Here is an 18,744-nt window from a genome sequence, read left to right on the forward strand (position 1 = left end):
GTGGGCTCGGCGGTTGCTCAGTTCCCGGTCAGAACGTGGCGGTGTCCGGGTCGGCGCCCACGCGCAGGCCACGGTCGAGCGCATCGATCGCCGCCATCTCGTCGGCGGTCAGCTCGAAGCCGAAGACATCGATGTTCTCCGCGATGCGCTCGCGGGTCGACGACTTGGGGAAAACGATGATGCCGTGCTGCAGGTGCCAGCGGATGACGACCTGCGCCGGCGTCGCGCCGTGCGCGGACGCGGCAGCCTGCACCGCCTGCTCGCCGAAGAGGTCGTACTTGCCCTGCCCGAGCGGGCCCCAGGCCTCGGTGCGGATGCCGTGACCCTCGCCGAACGCCCGCAGCTCCCGCTGGGCGAACGCCGGGTGGAGCTCGATCTGGTTCACGGCCGGCACGGTGTCGGTCTCGGCGAGCAGGCGCTCCAGGTGCGGGCGGTGGAAGTTGGAGACGCCGATCGAGCGCGTGAGGCCCTCGCCGCGCAGCTCCTCGAGGGTCTGCCACGACGCCACGTAGCGGTCGAGATCGGGACGCGGCCAGTGGATCAGGTAGAGGTCGACGTGATCGAGGCCCAGCGTCTCGAGGCTCGTCGCCAGCGCGGCGCGCGTCGAGTCGGTGCCCTGCTCCGAGTTCCAGAGCTTGGTCGTCACGAACAGCTCGTCGCGCGGGATCCCGCTGGCGGCGATGGCGCGGCCCACGCCCTCCTCGTTGCGGTAGACCGCCGCAGTGTCGATGTGGCGGTACCCGGCCTCGAGGGCGTCGCTGACGATGCGCTCCGTCTCGCCGGGGTCGACCTTGAAGACGCCGAAGCCGAGCTGAGGGATCGTGTGGTCGTCGTTGAGGGTGATGTCGGGAATGCTCATCCCCCCAGCCTGACACCTTCTGGGGGCGTCGGCATCACGGCACGGCTCGCGGAGTCACGCGGACGGCGCGCGGTGCGCGGCGGGATCAGTGGCCTGGGGCCTTTCCGCCTCCCCCCGGATCGCGGTCGGCCCCAGGCCGTGGGCGTCAGCCGAACAAGAGGACGCCTGAATAGGGAGACGGCGATTCCCCGCTTTCATCACGCGGAATGAGAGGTCTCTCATCAGATCTAGCGAACGCGTCGCCGTCTCGCCGGTGCTCGCGCGCGACAGAGCCCTCTCGAGGCCGTGAGGCCGAGAGGGCTCCGGCGGGTACGTCGCACGGAGCTGGGGACTCCAAGGACACGGGGGGAGTGTCATCTGCGATGAAGTGAACCCGCACGGCCAGGCTAGGGCAGCAGGTGGTCTCGCGCCCGCCCTTGCAGCCTCGGGCGTGTCGCCGTAGGTGGGTCGTATGGCCGTCGGCGCATATCAAGCTCGGCGGGCCCCGTCAACGCCCTCGGCGGGCGAGCGGTACCCGCATACGTTCTCCTGGTGTAGCGTGAGCGGCCCTCTGGGTGGAAAAAGGGTCCGGTTGGCCACCGTGTGCCCGCCTCGCTCGCGCGGTGGCCCCGACGGGTTGGGGGACATCGTCGGGGCCATCGGTGGGGGCTCTGTCACACCCCCGCGCCGTACCGCTCCCCCACGGGGACCTCGACCGGCAGGACGTTGCCGGCCGGCGCCAGCGGACACGCCCACGCGGGGTCGTACGCGCACGACGGGTTGTAGGCGAAGTTGAAGTCGAGCACGATGCGGCCGGCGCCGTCCATGCCGACGCCCGCATCCGCCTCCTCCGTCGCCAGGGCGGGCCCCAGGTCGGCTCCCTTGATCGTGTCCACGAGGTAGCGCCCGCCGCCGTACGTGCCGCCCGGCCGGCCGGCGAGCCGGTCGCGCACCGGGATGAACAGGCCCCCGCCGTACGACGTCAGCCGCCAGACGTCGAGCGGACCGGCGCCGGGCACCTCCACGCGCGCGACCCGCTCGAAGGTCACGACGCCGTCGGTGCCGGACGTGAACGCGAACGTCTCGGGCTCCGCCTCGCGGAGCGGCAGCTCGAATCGCCAGGCCGGATCGTACGGTGCGACCGGCAATTCTCTGAAGTGCTCGCGGTCGGCGGGGAGCAGCGGCGTCGCGGGGTGCCGCGCCATGAGCTCGTCGCGACCACGGCGCCAGATCCGGTGCCCGGCGGCGGGATCTGCCGTCGCGCGCACGCGCGCGTACAGGTCGAAGACCCGGCGGCGCCAGTCGGCGACCTCGCGCGCGGACCGTGCTGCCGGGGGAAGCGGGGAGGGGAGGTCGGTCATCGCACCAGCGTAGGCGCCGCGCAGCCTCGTGGCGGGGCCGTCGCAGCGCGGGCGGTCCTGTGCCATGCTGTGCCCAGCAGCACCGAAGGAGGCCGCTGGTGGAACTGGACGTCGCCGGAGTCGCACAGGCCTCGCACACGGGAACGCTGCCGCCGCGCGACGGGGTGTCCCTGGCGCTCCGGGCGGCCTACGACCACGCCCTCGCCCACCGAGAGGGCGCCGTCGCCGACTACATCCCCGTCCTCGCCGAGGCGGATCCCGAGGCGTTCGGCCTCAGCCTGGTCGATGTCACCGGCTCCGTGCACGACATCGGCGACAGCCGCGTCGAGTTCTCGATCCAGTCGATCTCCAAGGCCTTCGTCTACGCGCTCCTCTGCGACGCCGTCGGCCACGAGCAGGCGCTGGCGACCGTCGGCGTGAACAACACGGGCCTCCCGTTCAACTCCGTGGTGGCGATCGAGCTGAACGACGGACATCCCATGAACCCGATGGTCAACGCCGGCGCGCTCGCCACGACGGCGCTCATCCCCGGATACTCGCCCGACGAGCGGTGGGAGACCATCCACCGGGGCCTGTCGGCCTTCGCCGGCCGCACGCTCGACGTGGATGAGGTCGTGTTCTCCTCGGAGTCCGCGACCAACCAGCGCAATCGCGCCATCGCCCGCCTGCTGGAGAGCTACGGGCGCATCCGCCACGATCCCGACGGCGTCGTGGAGGTCTACACCAAGCAGTGCGCGCTGCTCGTGGACGCCCACGACCTGGCCGTCATGGGTGCGACCCTCGCCGACGGGGGCGTCAACCCGGTCACCGGCGAGCGCGTGGTCGGCGCCGAGGTCGCTCGCGACACCCTCGCCGTCCTCGCCGCGAGCGGACTCTACGAGAGATCCGGGGAGTGGCTGTTCGAGATCGGCCTCCCCGGCAAGTCCGGTGTGGCGGGAGGGCTCGTCACGATCGCCCCGGGCAAGGGCGCCGTCGGCTCGTACGCACCGCGCCTGGACGCCGCCGGCAACAGCGTCCGCGGCCAGATCGCCGCAGCCCACCTGTCGCGCACCCTGGGGCTGAACGTCTTCGCCTCCACCCCGCGCACCGCTCCACCCGTCCCGGAGGTCGCCCCATGACCGACACCCGCACCCCGGAGGACACCGGCATCCGCGCGTCGTGGACGCCGATGGTGGGCCTCTTCCTCGCACAGGTGCTCATGTCGTTCAACGTGTCCGCGCTGCCCGTGTCGCTCGGCGGCATGGTGGACGACTTCGGCGTGCCGCCCACCGACGTCAGCACCGCCATCGTCACGTACGGACTCGTCGTCGCCGCTCTGGTCATGGTCGGCGCGAAGATCGGCCAGCGGGTCGGATGGGTGCTCGTCTTCCGCATCGTGGTCGTCGTCTTCGCCGCGTCGGCGCTGACGATGATCCTCGCCCCGGGGGTGGGATGGGTGATCTTCGCCCAGGCGCTCGCGGGCGCAGCCGCCGCCATCATCGTGCCGTCGCTCGTCGCGCTGATCGCAGAGAACTACCGCGGCCCGCAGCAGGCGACCGCCATCGGCGCGCTCGGATCCGCCCGGGCGATCGCCGGCGTGACGGCGTTCCTCGTCGGCGGCACGCTCGCCACCCTCGTCGGCTGGCGTCCCGTGTTCGGCATCGTGCTCGTGCTCGCTCTCGCCGTGCTCGGATTCAGCTCGCGGCTGAGGTCGTCCCCGGGCAACCCCGCTGTGAAGATCGACGTCGCGGCCGCTCTCCTCATCGGGGCCGGCATCGTCAGCCTGACGCTCGGCGTCAACAACCTCAACCGGTGGGGGCTCCTGCACGCGCGCCCCGATGCGCCGTTCGACATCGTCGGCCTCTCCCCCGCTCCGGTCCTCGTGATCGTCGGCGTTCTCTTCGTCCAGTCGTTCTTCCTCTGGACGCGCCGGCGGACGCGCGCAGGCAAGGTCCCCCTGGTGTCGCTGACCGTGTTCGGCTCCAGCCAGGAGCGCGCCGCGATCTACGCGATGTTCACGGTCGTCGCGCTCGAGGCGGCCCTGAACTTCACGGTCCCGCTCTACATCCAGATCGTCCAGGGGCGCACCCCGTTCGACACGTCGCTGGCCATGCTGCCGTTCAACCTGACTGTGTTCGTCACGGCGACCCTGGTCGTCCGCTTCTACGGCCGGTTCAGCCCTCGCACCATCGGCGTCTTCTCCTTCTCGCTCACCACCGTCGCCCTCATCTGGCTGGCGTTCGTCGTGACGAACAACTGGGAGACCCTGCCGACGATCCTGGGGCTCATCGTCTTCGGCGTCGGACAGGGGGCGCTGGTCACCCTCGTCTTCAACGTGCTCGTCACCGCGTCGCCGAAGGAGCTCGCCGGCGACGTCGGATCCGTGCGCGGCACCACCCAGAACCTGGCGTCGGCTGTCGGCACAGCCGTGGCCGGCGCGCTGCTGGTCGGCATCCTCACCACCAACGTCGCCGCGGCGACAGCGGCGCACCCGGAGCTGCCCGACGAGCTCGTCGCGCAGGTCGACCTCGACCGCACCAACTTCGTGAGCAACGACCGGCTCCGAGAGGTGCTGGCGGAGACCGACGCGACACCGGCCCAGGTCGACGCCGCCGTGGCGCTCAACGAGTCCGCACGCCTGGACGCGCTCCGACTCGGGCTCCTGATCCTCGCCGGGGTCAGCGCGGTCGCGATCTTCCCCGCCAGCCGCCTTCCCTCCTATCGGCGCGAGGAGCTGCCCGCGTCGGTCGCGACCGGCGCGGACGACGGATAGCGCGGTGGAGCGGAGAGCCCCGGAGAACCACCGCGGTCGACGACCTGCGTGGCCAGGTCGAGTCGCCCCGGAAGGTGGTCGACGCCGCGAGATCGCACCGTCTATGGTGGGGCCAACATGACCGGGAAGCCGCATAGCCAGGACATGGCTGACGACGATGTGCACCCGTTCCGGGGAGGCGACCTCTTCTGGTTCGTCACACTCGCGTGGGCAGCGCTCGTGTGTGCGGTCCTCGCCCTGATGAACAGCCCCGGAACGTACATCGCGCCGGGGTTCGAAGGCTTCCTCTTCACGGCCATCGCGGTCGTGTCGCTCCTCATCACCTGGGCAGCGGCGCCCATCGCGTGGCTTCTGGGTCGGGCGCTGCGGCGAGTGCGGCCGATCGGTCTGCACGTGGTGGTGTTCGGGGTGGTCGCGTTCATCATCGGGGCGATTCTCGGCGCCGTGGCGTCCTCGTCCGCGCGGACCTCAGGCGAGGAGGCGTCGATCGTCGTGGGCGCCGTCTGCGCGGCGTGCGCCATCCTCGGGCGCTCAGGTGCGTTCGTCGCTCGCTGGGCCGCCGGACATCGCAGGCGGACCCGTTCGACGGCTCGGTGAGAGAGCAGCCCACGGACGGGTGCCCTCCGGTGGTCGTGGTGCGATGATGTGGCGGTGACTTCAGACGCATCCCCTGTGGAGAAGAGCGCTCTCGCAAGCTTTCTCCGGGCACGGCGTGCGGCCTTGACACCGCAGGCCGTCGGGCTGCCGGTCGACGCGAACAGGCGCGTGCGCGGTCTGCGGCGCGAAGAGGTGGCTCGCCTTGCGGGCATCAGCGCCGAATACTATCGGCGCCTCGAGCAGGGCAGCGGGCATCAGATGTCGTTGCAGGTCTGCAATTCGCTGGCGCGGGCGCTGCGCTTGGACCGGGCGGGGATGGCCTACCTGCAGCGGTTGGCGCTGCCGGACTCTGAGGCCCGGTACGAGGTTCATCAGGGCGAAGAGCCACCGCCGGATCTCGTCGAGATGATCACGCACTGGGACCATACGGCGGCGTACATCATCGACCGCAACCAGGACATCCTGGTCGTGAACGATCTGATCAGGGCTGTCGCCCCTGGATACGTCGAGGTGGGCAACAACCTCGCGCTGATGCAGTTCGAGGCGCCCCCGGAGCTGCGCGAGCTGCCGTCGTGGCTGGACGGTGCGCGCACGACGGTGTCTCGCGTGCGCTACTACGGGAACCCGTCGGACGCCCGGTGGCAGCAGATCATCGCCCTGCTGCTCGAGGACGACGACTTCCGACGGATGTGGCGGGAACATGAGGCGCTGCCGCTGACCTCGGGCGTCGCGCCGAACTACTTCCCCGCGCACGGCTGGGTCGAGATGAAGTGGCAGATCCTCGAGGCGCACGCGGGGCTGTACACGGTCGTCTGCTACGGCATTCCGGGAAGCGTGGGCGAACGGGCGCTCGTCGAGCTGCGCGCGGCGCTGCTCGACGGCACCGCGCAGCTGCCCACCCCCGGCGCATCGACCCCCACCTCGAACAGTCGTCTCGCGCAGTACCGCGGATCGGGTCGCCGAGGTCTTGGCGAAGACGGTGATCGTGGCGACGGTGAGCACCCGCGCGCGACGGACTGACCCAGCGCAGTGACGTGTACTCGCAGGGCCACGACACCGCGGGGCGCCGGGTTCTAGCGTGACGGGCATCCACCGTTCAGAAGGGATGCCCCGCAATGACCTCCCCCACCATCGTTCTCGTCCACGGAGCCTTCGCCGACGCGGCGAGCTTCGCACCCGTGACCCGCATGCTACTCGACCGCGGCTTCCGGGTGGTCGTGCCGGCCGTGCCGAACCGCAGCCTGCTGGGCGACTCGGCCTACATCCGCTCCGTCGTCGAAGAGATCGACGGGCCGGTGCTCCTGGCCGGCCACAGCTACGGGGGTGCTGTGATCACCGTGGCCGGCGCGGCTGAGAACGTCGTCGGCCTCGTCTACATCTCGGGATACGCCCTCGACGAGGGTGAGAGCCTGGGGCAGCTGCAGGGCGGCTTCCCCGACTCCGACCTGGCATCCAACCTCATCTACACCCCGTTCCCGATCGAGGGGGCCGAGCCCGGAACCGACGTGTCGGTGAACGTCGACGCGTTCCCCGACATCTTCGCCGCCGGGGTCGATCGCGACGTCGCGGAAGTCCTCGCCGTGTCGCAGCGGCCTCTCGCCGCGCTCGCGTTCGGAGAGCCGGCGCCCGTCGCCGCCTGGAAGACGAAGCCGGGCTGGGGAATCGTGTCCAGCGCGGACCGCACGATCAACCCCGATGTCGAACGATTCGGCTATCAGCGAGCCGGCCTCCGCAGAGTCATCGAGATCGACGCCCCGCACCTCGTGATGCGATCGCACCCCGCCGAGGTCACGGCCGTGATCACCGACGCGATCGCCGAGCTCGGCTGACCACTCACCTCTCACTCCCCACCACTCCCCCGTGACGCCGAGGGAGACCTCGGGCGGCACAAGAAAGGCAAGACCATGGCATACATCACCACCAGCGACGGCGCCGAGATCTACTTCAAGGACTGGGGCGACCGCGACGCGCAGCCCATCATGTTCCACCACGGGTGGCCCCTGTCCTCGGACGACTGGGACGCCCAGATGCTCTACTTCCTCGGCAAGGGCTACCGCGTGATCGCGAGTGACCGTCGGGGGCACGGCCGGTCCTCGCAGATCGGCACCGGTCACGACATGGACCACTACGCGAGCGACGCCTCGGCCGTCGTGGAACACCTCGACCTTCACGACGCGATCCACATCGGCCACTCCACGGGCGGCGGCCAGGTCGCCCGGTACGTGGCCAAGTTCGGGCAGCCGCAGGGGCGCGTGGCCAAGGCCGTCCTGGTCTCCGCCGTCCCACCGCTCATGGTGCAGACCGACGCCAACCCCGAGGGCACCCCGATCTCCGTCTTCGACGGCTTCCGCAGCGCCCTCGCCGCCAACCGCGCCGAGTTCTTCCAGGCCGTGGCCTCCGGCCCGTTCTACGGCTTCAACCGCGACGGTGCGACCCTGTCGGAGCCCGTCGTCGCGAACTGGTGGCGACAGGGCATGACGGGCAGCGCGCTCGCCCACTACGAGGGCATCAAGGCGTTCTCCGAAACCGACCAGACCGAGGACCTGAGGGCGATCACGGTCCCCGTGCTCGTGCTCCAGGGAGACGACGATCAGGTCGTGCCCTATGAGGACGCGGCGCTCAAGCAGCACGAGCTGCTCAGCAACTCGACCCTCAAGATCTACGAGGGCTTCCCCCACGGGATGCTGACCACCCACGCCGACGTCATCAACCCCGACATCCTGGCCTTCATCCAGCAATAGAGCCACCGGGCTGCGGCCGAGCCGCAGCCCGGTGAATCACGTCCGACGGGTGATCATCGACCCGAATCCGGCCATCGGCGAACCTGATCGCCAGAGAAACAGCAAAGGGCCCTCTCCACCGCGTGATTGCGCGGAAGTGAGGGCCTTCATCTGTAGCAGGAGCGGGGCTTGAACCCGCGACCTCACGATTATGAGTCGTGCGCTCTGACCAGCTGAGCTACCCTGCCGCGTTCTACCCGAAGGTGTCGTGCGAGCCCCGAGTCAGGATTGAACTGACGACCCCTTCCTTACCATGGAAGTGCTCTGCCACTGAGCTATCGGGGCGTGCTGCCCGCGTGCGGGCAACCAGAACAGAATACCAGAGCACCGGCATCCGTCCGAACCGGCGTCACCCTTCGGTGTGCTGCTCCATCCAGGCGATGGGGTCGGTGTGCGTCGTGCCGTCGAGCAGCACTTCGAAGTGGAGGTGGGGACCGGTCGCCTTGCCGGTCTGGCCCACGCGACCGAGCACGTCGCCGACCGAGACGGTGTCGCCCTGCGACACCTGGAGCGAGCCGTACTGCATGTGCGCGTACCGCGTGGAGACGAGGCGCCCGTCGATGACGTGGTCCACCACGACCGTCACGCCGTAGTCGCCGCCGGCCTCGGTGGCGATGCGCACGGTGCCGTCGGCGATGACGTGCACCTCCGCGCCGGTGCCCGGGGTGAGGTCGACACCGCGGTGCGGGGAGGAGAACTTCGACAGGTAGGTCTGCGAGCCGTAGGCCGCCGAGATCGGCACGCCGACGGGGAACGGCCACTGGATGACTGCGCTTGGGTCGCTGACCCAGGTGCCCGCGAACTGCGTCACGCCCGAGTCCGCGGCGATGTCGGCCATGGAGGCGACGTCGAACTCCGACGAGCGCTCGAGCGTGCTGTCGGCGTCGGTCGAGGAGACGTAGGCCTGGATGTTCTCGGTCGCCGCGGGTGCCGGGGCGACGGCGGCGATGTCTGCCCCGACTCCGGCAGCCGAGATCGCCGATGCCGGGAGCGTCGTGCCGACGGCGAGGAGGCCGACGATCGACATCACGCCGAGCGAGAACGAGGTCGCGGCGACGCGCTTGAACGAGACGCGGCGCCGGCGCCGGACGACATGGGCGACGGCCACGGGGGCCTCGGCGACCGGGTCGGTCTGGATCGGCGTCTGGCCCGTGAACGAGAGAAGGCGCGCAGCGCGCTCGAACTCGTCCACGATGCAGGGGTCGGCGTGAGCGGCCACGAAGCTCAGCGGCAGGGCGGCAGCGGCGTTCGCGTCGATCAACGTGGAAACGCCGGGGTTCGCGTGTGCGCGGTCCCGGCGTCGGAGGGGGGCGGTGGCGGCCGTCGCTTCGGCGACGACGGTCTGGGCCAGAGAGGGAATCGGCCCGTTGGCGGGCTCGGTGTGCTGCGGGGCGACGAGGGGAGCCTCGTCCGACGCCGCGGCGCTGTCGACGACGGGCGCCTCGATCGCCGCCGCGGCGGTCTGCTGCTCGCGCAGGCGGCGCAGCTCGGCACGCGTCATCACCGCCGGGGCGGCGGGCGCGGTGGCACGACTGGAGCGACGCGTGGGTACGGCGTCGGCCAGAGGGGCGTCGAAAGTCAAAAGTGCAGGCTCTCGGTCGGGCGCGTCGGGTGCGCGGTAGTTCGGGGGGCTTGGATCGGGCTTGGATCGATCGTCACCCTTCGGGCATAAAAGGTAACGATCGGGTAAACACTATCGCGGTCCGCCTGAGAATGCCATGGACGGTCACTGATATACCGCGGCGCAGATGCGGTCGAACAGCGGCTCGCCCGCGGCGATCGTCATCTCCCGCCCGGGCGCGTCGCCCGGGACTCCGCCGAGTCGCCCGCCGGCCTCGAGCACGAGGAGTCCCCCGGCGGCGTGGTCCCACGGGTGCAGCCCGCGCTCGAAGTAGCCGTCGAGACGCGCGGCGGCGACGAACGCCAGGTCGAGCGACGCGGCGCCCGCGCGGCGGATGTCGCGCGCGAGCGGCATCACGCGGCGCAGTCGGGCGAAGTCGCCCTCATGGGTGGCCGGGTCGTATCCGAAGCCGGTCGCGACGAGAGCTCCCGCCGGTCCCGGAGCACCCACCCGCAGGCGCTGCTCACCGAGCCATGCGCCGCCGCCGCGCGTGGCATGGAACAGTTCGCCGGTGACCGGATTGAACACGACCCCCACCAGCTGGCGCCAACGCGTCGCGACCGGCTCGCCGGAGACGGCGGCGATGCTGACCGCGTAGTGCGGGATGCCGTAGAGGTAGTTGACGGTGCCGTCGATCGGGTCGACGACCCAGGTGATGCCGGTGGTGCCGCCCTCGGCGCCGCCCTCCTCGCCGAGGAAGCCGTCGTGCGGTCGTGCCTCCGACAGACGCGCGCGGATGAGGTCCTCGACCTCGCGATCGGCCTCGGTCACGACGTCGGCGAGTGTGGACTTCGTCGCGGCGACCGAGACGCCCTCGCTGCGGCGTCGGCGAGCGAGCTCCCCCGCCTCCCGGGCGATGCCGACGGCGAGCGCGAGGAGCTCCGCCAGATCGATCGATCCGTTCGTCTCATCGGCTGCCGAGGAATCCACCATGCACTCCACGCTACGCCGATACCGTGGACGCCATGAGTCACTCCGCGTCGCAGCCGTCCGGGTCCGCAGGCTCCGCCTCGCACGATGTCGTCATCGTCGGCGGGGGCCACAACGCGCTGGTGGCCGCCGCCTACCTCGCCCGCGCAGGTCGGCGGGTGGTCGTGCTCGAGCGGCAGGACCACCTCGGCGGCGCGGCGGTGTCGGAGCGGCCGTGGGACGGCGTCGACGCCCGGCTGTCGCGCTACTCCTACCTCGTGAGCCTGCTGCCCGCGCAGATCGTCGACGATCTGGATCTGCGCCTCGACCTCCGCCGGCGACGCTACTCCTCGTACACACCCGACCCGGCGGATCCGCGGCGCGGCATCCTCGTCGACAACGGCGACGCGCTCGCCACTGCAGCGAGCTTCCTCCGGGCCACCGGCGACGCCCACGAGGCGGAGCGGTTCGCCGCGTTCTCCGACCGGCTGCTCCCGATGGCGGCCGCGCTCTTCCCGACGGTGACGGCCCCGCTGCGCCGCGCGAAGGAGGCCCGGACGCTGTTCGGCGACGATGGGCTCTGGAGCGCGATCACCGAGCAGCCGCTCGGGACGCTCCTGCGCGAGAGCCTCGCGTCGGACCTCGCCCGCGGCATCGCGCTGACCGACGGGCTCATCGGCACCTTCGCCTCGGCCGACGACGCGTCGCTGCGTCAGAACCGCTGCTTCCTGTACCACGTGATCGGCGGCGGCACCGGCGACTGGGATGTGCCCGCCGGAGGGATGGGCACCGTCACCGCCGCCCTCGAACGCGCGGCACGGGCCGCGGGCGCCGAGCTGCGCACCGGTGCCGATGTGGTCGCGGTCTCGCCGGACGGCGAGGTGACGCTCGCCGACGGCGGCTCGGTGCACGGCCGGCTCGTGCTGAGCGGCGTGGGCCCGGCGGTGCTCGACCGGCTCCTGCGCGCGGCCGGAGCCGATGCCGGCGGGGACGCCGCGACGCCGGCGCCGGCACCCGCCCCCGTCCCCGAGGGCGCGCAGATCAAGGTGAACATGCTGCTGCGCCGGCTGCCGCGGCTGCGCGACTCCGCCGTGGCTGCCGAGGCGGCGTTCGCGGGCACGTTCCACATCAACGAGACGATGACCCAGCTCGACGCCGCGCACGCCGCCGCCGAGGCGGGCACCCTCCCCTCGCCGCTGCCGGCCGAGATCTACTGCCACTCCCTCACCGATCCGTCGATCCTGGGCGACGAGCTGCAGCGAAGCGGAGCGCAGACCCTCACCCTGTTCGGGTTGCAGGTGCCGCACCGGCTGATGACCGGCGCCGACCCCGATGCCCAGCGCGACGCCCTGCTGGCGGCGGCGCAGAGCTCGCTGGACGCGGTGCTGGCCGAGCCGATCGCCGACTGCCTGTTCGAGGCGCCGGACGGGAGCCCCTGCGTCGAGGCCCGGACCACCTCCGACCTCGAGGGCGAGCTGGGCATGATCGGCGGTGACATCTTCCACGGTCCGCTGGACTGGCCGTGGGCATCCGACGACGAGCCGCTCGAGACGCCCGGGGAGCGCTGGGGCGTCGCGACCGCGCACGAGCGCGTGCTGCTGTGCGGCGCGGGCGCCCGCCGCGGCGGTGCCGTGAGCGGCATCGGCGGGCACAACGCGGCGATGGCCGCCCTGGAGCTCCTCGGCCACTGAGCGCGCGACCCTCGACGACGAACGAGGCCGCCCAGAGATCGGGCGGCCTCGTTCGGTCAGACGGTCACGGCTGCTGCGGCGGCGGAGGCGGCGGCGGGTAGCCCTGGTAGCCGGGGCCCGTCGGCGGCGCCATCGGCTGCGGCGGGACGCCGTCGCCGGCGGGAGGTGCGGGCGGCACCGGAGCCGCCGCCGCCGCAGGGGTCGCCGGGGCGACAGGGACGACGGGAGCGGCATAGGCCTGCGGGTAGGTGGGCTGGCCCGTGTAGTAGGCGTTCCAGTCGGGCGATCCGTCGGGCATCGCCGGCAGCGGCGTCGCGCCGTCGGCGTAGGTCGGCCACTGCTGCACCGGAGGCGGTGCGTACGCGGACGCGGCGGGACGCTCCTTCTTCGGCGCGAACAGGGCGTTGACGAGGGGCACGAGCGCGGTCCCCACGGCGGCGAGGATGGCGAGGGCGACGACCACGCGCCAGTAGAACGGCCGGAACACGACGTACTCCTCGATCATGATCGGGAGGACGAGCATGACCGCGAGGATCACGACGAGGCCGATCGTGACGTAGGTGACGATCGCGGTGAACGTGGTGCGGTGACGGTCGTGCGCCTTCGAGAAGAGGCGGATGTGCAGCAGAGCGCCCTGCAGGATGAGGACGATGAGCAGGAATTTCATGAATCGCTCGATGCCGCTGCCGAAGTAGTCCTCGGATTCCGGCATCCAGATGAGGAAGGCGCCGATCAGGAGGATCACGACCCAGGTCACCATGCTGGCCAGGGCGAACCAGGCCGGCCGGCGCGAGGCGAGGTTGGCCTCGAGGATCGCGACGCCGGCGAAGGCGGCCAGGAGCAGGATCGTCAGGAACGCCTTCGCGATCATGCCGTTGGCGTCGCCCACGAGCACCCAGACGACGCAGACGACCGCTGCGGCGATGAGGGCGCCGATGGCGACCCAGATGGAAGCGCGCAGGACCCTGTTGGAATTCGGATGCGTGATCGGTTCGCTCACCGCTGTTCCCTCCGTCGAGACCGCAACTCCCCTCATCCTCGCACGACCGGCCCGAGCGCCGTCGAGGTTCGGACGCCGCCTGGCTACGATGAGCGGCAATCCGACCGAGAGGACACCTCCGTGTACGCACTCAGCTCCAACCCGATCGATCCGGGCGCCATCGCCGGCCTCGGCATCGGCGTGATGATCATCGGCCTCGTGATCTACCTCGCGCTGCTGGCCCTGATGATCTGGATCGGCTATCTCATCACCCGCACGGCGGTGAAGAACGGGGTCATCCTCGCCCTCCGAGAGACGGGCCAGCAGCTGCCCCCGCGCGGCTACGCTCCCCCGGCGCCGCCCCAGACCTGGCAGCAGTGACCTGAGCCTCGGCGCGCTCCGTCGCCGCGCGGGCGCCTAGACTCGCGCTCGAGATGACGTTTCAGGTGCCCCGCATGGACGAGCGCGAGTCGCGCGCGTGGCTCGCCCTCGTCTGGACGGCGGAGCTGCTTCCGGCGGCGCTCGACGCGCAGCTGCAGGCGGACGCCGGAATGACCCACTTCGAGTTCATGGTGCTGAGCACCCTGCAGCAGGCGCACGGCGGAACGCTTCGCACGAAGGAGCTCGCCGCCGCCGTGAACGCGACGATGCCGCGCCTGTCGCGCGTGGTCGGCAAGCTCGCCGAGCGCGATCTCGTCGAGCGCGTGGCGGGTGCGGGCGATGCGCGGGTCGTCAACGTCAGGCTCACGACGGCCGGTCGCCGCGAGCTCGTCCGTGCGGTGCCGAGTCACATCGAGCTCGTCAGGCAGCTGGTGATCGACCGGCTCTCCCGCGACCAGCTCGACGCCCTCGCGGAGGCGCTGGAGCCGCTCGTCGAGAGCCTGGATCCGCAGAGCCGGCGAGGCATCCTCTCCGACCGCACGCCGTCGACCTGACGACGTCGGCGGGCCGTCGCGCTCAGCGGGCGAGCACGTCCTCGACAGCGGCGCCGGGCAGACCGATCGTCACCTGCGTGCCCCACGGGTCGGACACCACGATGTCGCGACCGGTGTCGGCGAACGGCAGGCGGTGGTGGGTCAGGCGCGCGGCGAGCGCGTCGAGGTCGTCGCGTGTCGGCACGGTGATCGCGACGTCGCCGAGGCCGAGGGCGGCGGCGCGGGGGCCGGCGCCGGCGCTGTTCCACGTGTTCATCGCGACGTGGTGGTGGTAGCCGCCCGCCGACGCGAAGAGCGCTCCGGGGAAGGAGCCGACGGTCGTCTCGAAGCCCAGGGCGTCGATGTAGAAGGCGCGCGCCGCCCCGATGTCGCCGACCTGCAGGTGGACGTGGCCGACCTTGCCGTGCGCGGCCGTGACGCCGCTGACCGCGTCGTCGGTGAGGTGCGCCTTCAGGTACTCGTTCGGGTCGAGGAAGAGCGTCGACATCTGCAGCTCGCCGCCCGAGTATCGCCACTGCTCACGGGGACGGTCGGTGTAGAGCTCGATGCCGTTGCCCTCGGGGTCGGTGAAGTAGAAGGCCTCGCTCACGAGGTGGTCGCTCGAGCCGGCGAAGCGGCTCCGCGGATCCTGCGCGGCGCGGAGCACCGTCGCCGCCAGCGACGGCGCGTCGTCGAAGAGGAACGCGGTGTGGAAGAGCCCCGCCTGGCGCGGATCGACGGCAGGCAGCCCCGGCGTGCCGATCAGCCGCACCATGGGCGTCGTGCCGCGTCCGAGCACGCGGTGCACCTCGGCGCCGCGCGAGCGCTCCTCGAGCGGCTGGAGCGCGAGCGCGTCGGCGTAGTAGGTCGACATCAGCTCGAGGTCTCCGACGCGCAGGGTCACCGCGTCCATGCCCGTCGCCGCGTTGAGGACGCGGTCGGGGGCGGCGCCGGTCGCGGACTGCGTGGGCGACGGGGTGGGCGACGGGACGAGGCTCGGGATGTTCGACATGGGGTCCTCCGGACGGGAGTCAATCAGTTGTAGCTACAACTTGATGCCGCCGCGCGGTATTCCCGACGCCGATCCCGATCAGCCCTTCAGCGACCCCTGCAGCAGCGCCGACACGAACTGGCGCTGGAACACGAGGAACACGATGAGCGTCGGCGTCAGGATGAGGAGGGATCCGGCGCACAGGAGCGGGATGTCGGTGCCCCACTGCCCCTGGAAGGCGCCGAGCGCGCCGGCCATCGTCCGCTGCGTGGGATCGCTGACGAGCACCACGGCGAGGAGGAACTGGTTCCACGTCCAGAGGAAGAGGAGGATCGCGAGCGAGCTGATCGCCGGCGTCGACAGCGGCACGTGGATCCGCCAGAACAGCTGCCACGTCGTGGCGCCGTCCACCCGCGCCGCCTCCGACAGCTCGGTCGGCATGTTGACGAAGTGCGCGCGCATCCACACCACGGCGAAGGGCATGAACAGTCCGATGAGCGGGAGGATGAGCGCCCACCGGGTGTTGAGGAGTCCCATGTCGCGGATCTGGTAGTACAGCGGGACGATGATGCCCTCGAGGGGAAGGGTGAGCCCCAGCAGGAAGACGATGAAGACGACGCGTCCGCCCGCGGGGCGCAGGTGCCCGAGCGCGAAGCCGGCCAGGGTGGCGATGAGGATCGCGACCGGGACGACGGCGAGCTCGATGAGCACGCTCGACCAGAGCAGCTCCAGCATCCGCGCCGACTGGAACGCGATCGCGAAGTTCTCCCAGTGCGCGGTCTCGGGCCAGGTGAGCCCCGGCGGATAGGTCCGCTGCGGGTGCAGGGCGGTGATGAAGAGGCTGATGAAGGGGACGATCGTGATCGCCATGAGGATGACGAGCAGGATGGTGCCGAGCCAGCGCTCCCGCGCGGCGACGATCATGATTCCTTCCCGCGCAGCAGGCGCTGCAGCGGCAGCACGACCAGCAGGACGAGCGCCATGAGGGTGAGGGCGAGGGCGGAAGCCGTGCCGATCTCACGGTCGAAGAACGCGAGGTAGTAGACCTGCAGGCCGGGGACCAGCGTGCTGTTGCCCGGTCCGCCCTGCGTCGAGATGTAGATGATGTCGAAGCTCGCGAGCGCGGCGATCACGGTGATGATGACGCAGACCGCCAGCTCCTGACGGACGCCCGGCAGCGTGATCGAGACGAACTCGCGCACGGGACCCGCGCCGTCGATGCGCGCGGCCTCGTAGAGGCTCTGATCGATCTTCGACATTCCGGCCAGCAGCAGGATGAGACACAGCCCCACCGCGACCCACGCGCCGATGACGCCGACAGCCGGGAGGGCGGTGTCGAAGTCGCCGAGCCACGCGCGGGCCAGTCCGCCGAGGCCCACCGCGCGCAGCAGCTGGTTGACCATGCCGTTGGAGGCGAACTGCCACGTCCACATGATTCCGGCGGCCACCAGCGGGATCACCTGCGGGAGGAACAGCACCGTCCGCGCGACCCCGGCGAGGCGGCTGGTCGCGATGCCCCGGATGACGTTCGCCGCGAACAGCGCCAGCAGCACCGGGACGATGCTGAAGTAGATGATGAGCTCGAACGCGTTGAGGATCGACCCGACGAGCTTGGGGTTGGTGAACACCTCGATGTAGTTGTCGAAGCCCGCCCAGGTGGCGGGCTGGATCCCGTTCCAGTCGTAGAGCGAGTACTGCGCCGTCAGCGCGATGGGGCGCAGGACGAAGACGCCGTAGAAGATCGCCGCCGGCAGCACCAGCAGGTAGATCGGCAGCGAGCGCCAGAGTCGACGCGCGCGCCCGTGGCGGCGCCGCGGGACGGTCGAGGGGACGGAAGGTGAGGGTGCTGCGCCGACGTCGGTCGACGCAGCACCCTCGTGGACACGGCTCATCGGGGTCAGCCGCCGACCTCTGCCTGGTAGTCGGCCTCGACTGCCGTCAGCATGCCTTGCGCGTCCTGCTGCCCGGCGACGAGCTGCTGGATGTTCGGCGTCCAGCTCTGCGCGTAGATCGAGCCGGTCGCGTTCGCGAGGAAGTCCATCGCGCCGTTGACCTCGTTGACCTGCGTGCCGGCCGCCAGGGTCGCGGCGGTCACCGAGTCAGCGGCGACCTCCGGCATGAAGGCGTCGGCCGGGCCCATCGGGTGCGATCCGCCGACCTCGACGGTGATGGTGCGCGCCTTCTCGTCGGTGGCGACCCAGTTGAGGAAGAACGCGGCGCAGTCGGGGTGCTCCGCGCCCGCGGCGATGCCGTAGGTGAGCGGTGCCGACATGGCGCCGAACTGCGTCCCGCCCTCTTCGAGCGGAGGCATGAGGAAGAAGCCGGCCTTGCCCGCCATCTGCGAGTCGAGGTTGCCCGACTCCCAGTCGCCGTTGAAGATCAGGAGGCTCTCACCGCCGATGAACCGGCTCATCATCTGAGAGTAATCCAGCGAGTTCACGTCGTCCGCGAAGTAGCCGGCCTCGACCCACCGCTGCAGGTGCTCAGCGGCCGCCAGGTTCTCGGCGGTGTCGATCGTGGCACCCTCGGTGTGGAAGATCCAGTCGTTGATCGGCGCCGTCGGTCCGTACGAGGCCATGAGGGCCTGCAGCGGGAACAGCAGACCGCCGGTGGCGCCGCCGTTGAACTGCGCGATCGGCGTGATGCCGGCCTCCTTCGCCGCCGCGAGCACGGCGTCGAGCTCGTCGATCGTCTTCGGCGCCTCGGTCATGCCGATCTCTGCGGCGAGCTCCTTGTTGTAGAAGACGCCCGTCATGGAGAAGTTCAGGCCCATGGCCCACAGCGGCCCGCTGCCTCGGCGGCCCTCCTCGTCCACGCGCAGCTGCGCGAGCTGCGACTCGGGCCAGTCGACCCAGCCGAACTGCTCGGCGTAGGGGTCGAGGTCCAGCAGCAGACCGCCCGAGGCGAGCTCGGACATCTGCGGCAGGCGCATGAGGTCCGGCGGGTCGTCCTGCAGCACACGCGGGGCGTTCTGCGTGAGCACGGCGAACTGGTCCTCACGCACATCGAACGTCACGTTCGGGTACTGCGCCGTGAACTCGTCGAAGAGCTCCTTCGGCAGGGCGAAGCCCGTCTCGATGTAGGCGCTGAGGACGACGTCCTCTTCGCCGCACGTCGCCTCGGCACCGCTGGCCGGTGCCGACGAGGTCGGTGCGGTGGTGCCGCTGCCGGGAGGGGCGCACGCGGTCAGCGCGAGGGCGGCCACCGCGAGCAGGGCCCCCGCGGCCGTGGTGGACCTGTGGGTACGTGATTGAGACACCAATGTCTCCCTTCGTCGAAGGACGGCGGGTCCGCGGTGTGCATCCGCGGTG

18 protein-coding genes and 2 tRNA genes are annotated in these 18,744 nt (G+C 70.8%); 9 read left to right on the plus strand and 11 right to left on the minus strand.

All coding sequences use genetic code 11. The features are described from left to right. Positions 1 to 28: 28 nt before the first annotated feature. Both QQZ13_RS14110 and QQZ13_RS14115 read right to left on the minus strand, forming a co-directional pair. The gene (locus tag QQZ13_RS14110) at positions 29 to 859 is read right to left on the minus strand and encodes an aldo/keto reductase (RefSeq protein ID WP_284530022.1); all 831 of its coding nucleotides are present in this window, start codon (positions 857 to 859) and stop codon (positions 29 to 31) included. 653 nt (positions 860 to 1,512) lie between these two features. Further along, positions 1,513 to 2,199 carry a DUF1684 domain-containing protein gene (locus QQZ13_RS14115; RefSeq protein ID WP_284530024.1) on the minus strand — a complete coding sequence of 229 codons (687 nt, stop codon included), beginning with the start codon at positions 2,197 to 2,199 and terminating at the stop codon, positions 1,513 to 1,515. Between the two features lie 95 nt (positions 2,200 to 2,294). Between QQZ13_RS14115 and glsA the strand changes: the two genes are divergently transcribed. The 6 genes from glsA to QQZ13_RS14145 all read left to right on the plus strand — a co-directional run bounded on the left by glsA (position 2,295) and on the right by QQZ13_RS14145 (position 8,289). Beyond that, complete coding sequence (glsA, locus tag QQZ13_RS14120; RefSeq protein ID WP_284530171.1) at positions 2,295 to 3,317, plus strand: glutaminase A; 1,023 nt, start codon at positions 2,295 to 2,297, stop codon at positions 3,315 to 3,317. After that, positions 3,314 to 4,951, plus strand: a complete 1,638-nt coding sequence (locus QQZ13_RS14125) for an MFS transporter (protein WP_284530026.1) — start codon at positions 3,314 to 3,316, stop codon at positions 4,949 to 4,951. The genes glsA and QQZ13_RS14125 overlap by 4 nt, the downstream gene beginning before the upstream one ends. A 144-nt stretch (positions 4,952 to 5,095) precedes the next feature. Further along, a complete protein-coding gene (locus QQZ13_RS14130) occupies positions 5,096 to 5,548 on the plus strand; it encodes a hypothetical protein (protein ID WP_284530027.1) in 453 nt (150 codons plus the stop codon). 54 nt (positions 5,549 to 5,602) lie between these two features. After that, on the plus strand, positions 5,603 to 6,568 hold the full coding sequence (locus QQZ13_RS14135) for a helix-turn-helix transcriptional regulator (protein WP_284530028.1): 966 nt from the start codon (positions 5,603 to 5,605) through the stop codon (positions 6,566 to 6,568). Between the two features lie 95 nt (positions 6,569 to 6,663). Further along, the gene (locus QQZ13_RS14140) at positions 6,664 to 7,377 is read left to right on the plus strand and encodes an alpha/beta fold hydrolase (protein WP_284530029.1); all 714 of its coding nucleotides are present in this window, start codon (positions 6,664 to 6,666) and stop codon (positions 7,375 to 7,377) included. Positions 7,378 to 7,452: 75 nt separating this feature from the next. Then, entirely contained in the window at positions 7,453 to 8,289 is an 837-nt protein-coding gene (locus QQZ13_RS14145; RefSeq protein ID WP_284530031.1) for an alpha/beta fold hydrolase, read from the plus strand. A 153-nt stretch (positions 8,290 to 8,442) separates the two neighbouring features. On the opposite strand, the gene QQZ13_RS14150 is transcribed toward QQZ13_RS14145, so the two are convergent. The 4 genes from QQZ13_RS14150 to QQZ13_RS14165 form a co-directional block, all read right to left on the minus strand. Further along, positions 8,443 to 8,516: transfer RNA gene (locus tag QQZ13_RS14150), tRNA-Met, on the minus strand. 25 nt (positions 8,517 to 8,541) lie between these two features. After that, positions 8,542 to 8,613: transfer RNA gene (locus tag QQZ13_RS14155), tRNA-Thr, on the minus strand. 64 nt (positions 8,614 to 8,677) lie between these two features. Continuing rightward, the gene (locus QQZ13_RS14160; RefSeq protein WP_284530032.1) at positions 8,678 to 9,910 is read right to left on the minus strand and encodes a M23 family metallopeptidase; all 1,233 of its coding nucleotides are present in this window, start codon (positions 9,908 to 9,910) and stop codon (positions 8,678 to 8,680) included. Positions 9,911 to 10,054: 144 nt separating this feature from the next. Beyond that, entirely contained in the window at positions 10,055 to 10,882 is an 828-nt protein-coding gene (locus tag QQZ13_RS14165) for an inositol monophosphatase family protein (protein WP_284530034.1), read from the minus strand. A gap of 32 nt (positions 10,883 to 10,914) precedes the next feature. Here QQZ13_RS14165 and QQZ13_RS14170 point away from each other — a divergent pair, with 32 nt between their 5' ends. Further along, on the plus strand, positions 10,915 to 12,549 hold the full coding sequence (locus tag QQZ13_RS14170; RefSeq protein WP_284530035.1) for an NAD(P)/FAD-dependent oxidoreductase: 1,635 nt from the start codon (positions 10,915 to 10,917) through the stop codon (positions 12,547 to 12,549). 64 nt (positions 12,550 to 12,613) lie between these two features. On the opposite strand, the gene QQZ13_RS14175 is transcribed toward QQZ13_RS14170, so the two are convergent. Then, positions 12,614 to 13,549 carry a hypothetical protein gene (locus QQZ13_RS14175; protein ID WP_284530036.1) on the minus strand — a complete coding sequence of 312 codons (936 nt, stop codon included), beginning with the start codon at positions 13,547 to 13,549 and terminating at the stop codon, positions 12,614 to 12,616. A gap of 120 nt (positions 13,550 to 13,669) precedes the next feature. Here QQZ13_RS14175 and QQZ13_RS14180 point away from each other — a divergent pair, with 120 nt between their 5' ends. Both QQZ13_RS14180 and QQZ13_RS14185 read left to right on the plus strand, forming a co-directional pair. Next, the gene (locus tag QQZ13_RS14180; RefSeq protein ID WP_284530037.1) at positions 13,670 to 13,909 is read left to right on the plus strand and encodes a hypothetical protein; all 240 of its coding nucleotides are present in this window, start codon (positions 13,670 to 13,672) and stop codon (positions 13,907 to 13,909) included. 53 nt (positions 13,910 to 13,962) lie between these two features. Continuing rightward, positions 13,963 to 14,463: a MarR family winged helix-turn-helix transcriptional regulator gene (locus QQZ13_RS14185; RefSeq protein WP_284530038.1), complete on the plus strand. Its 501-nt coding sequence runs from the start codon at positions 13,963 to 13,965 to the stop codon at positions 14,461 to 14,463. 22 nt (positions 14,464 to 14,485) lie between these two features. Here QQZ13_RS14185 and QQZ13_RS14190 read toward each other — a convergent pair whose 3' ends face one another. The 4 genes from QQZ13_RS14190 to QQZ13_RS14205 form a co-directional block, all read right to left on the minus strand. Further along, entirely contained in the window at positions 14,486 to 15,355 is an 870-nt protein-coding gene (locus tag QQZ13_RS14190) for a VOC family protein (protein WP_284530173.1), read from the minus strand. A gap of 177 nt (positions 15,356 to 15,532) precedes the next feature. Beyond that, a complete protein-coding gene (locus QQZ13_RS14195) occupies positions 15,533 to 16,357 on the minus strand; it encodes a carbohydrate ABC transporter permease (RefSeq protein ID WP_284530039.1) in 825 nt (274 codons plus the stop codon). Continuing rightward, the gene (locus QQZ13_RS14200; RefSeq protein ID WP_284530041.1) at positions 16,354 to 17,325 is read right to left on the minus strand and encodes a carbohydrate ABC transporter permease; all 972 of its coding nucleotides are present in this window, start codon (positions 17,323 to 17,325) and stop codon (positions 16,354 to 16,356) included. The genes QQZ13_RS14195 and QQZ13_RS14200 overlap by 4 nt, the downstream gene beginning before the upstream one ends. 5 nt (positions 17,326 to 17,330) lie before the next feature. Next, positions 17,331 to 18,692: an ABC transporter substrate-binding protein gene (locus QQZ13_RS14205; protein ID WP_284530043.1), complete on the minus strand. Its 1,362-nt coding sequence runs from the start codon at positions 18,690 to 18,692 to the stop codon at positions 17,331 to 17,333. Positions 18,693 to 18,744 lie beyond the last annotated feature (52 nt).

This window comes from Microbacterium sp. T2.11-28 (genome assembly GCF_950097975.1).
Lineage (GTDB): Bacteria > Actinomycetota > Actinomycetes > Actinomycetales > Microbacteriaceae > Microbacterium.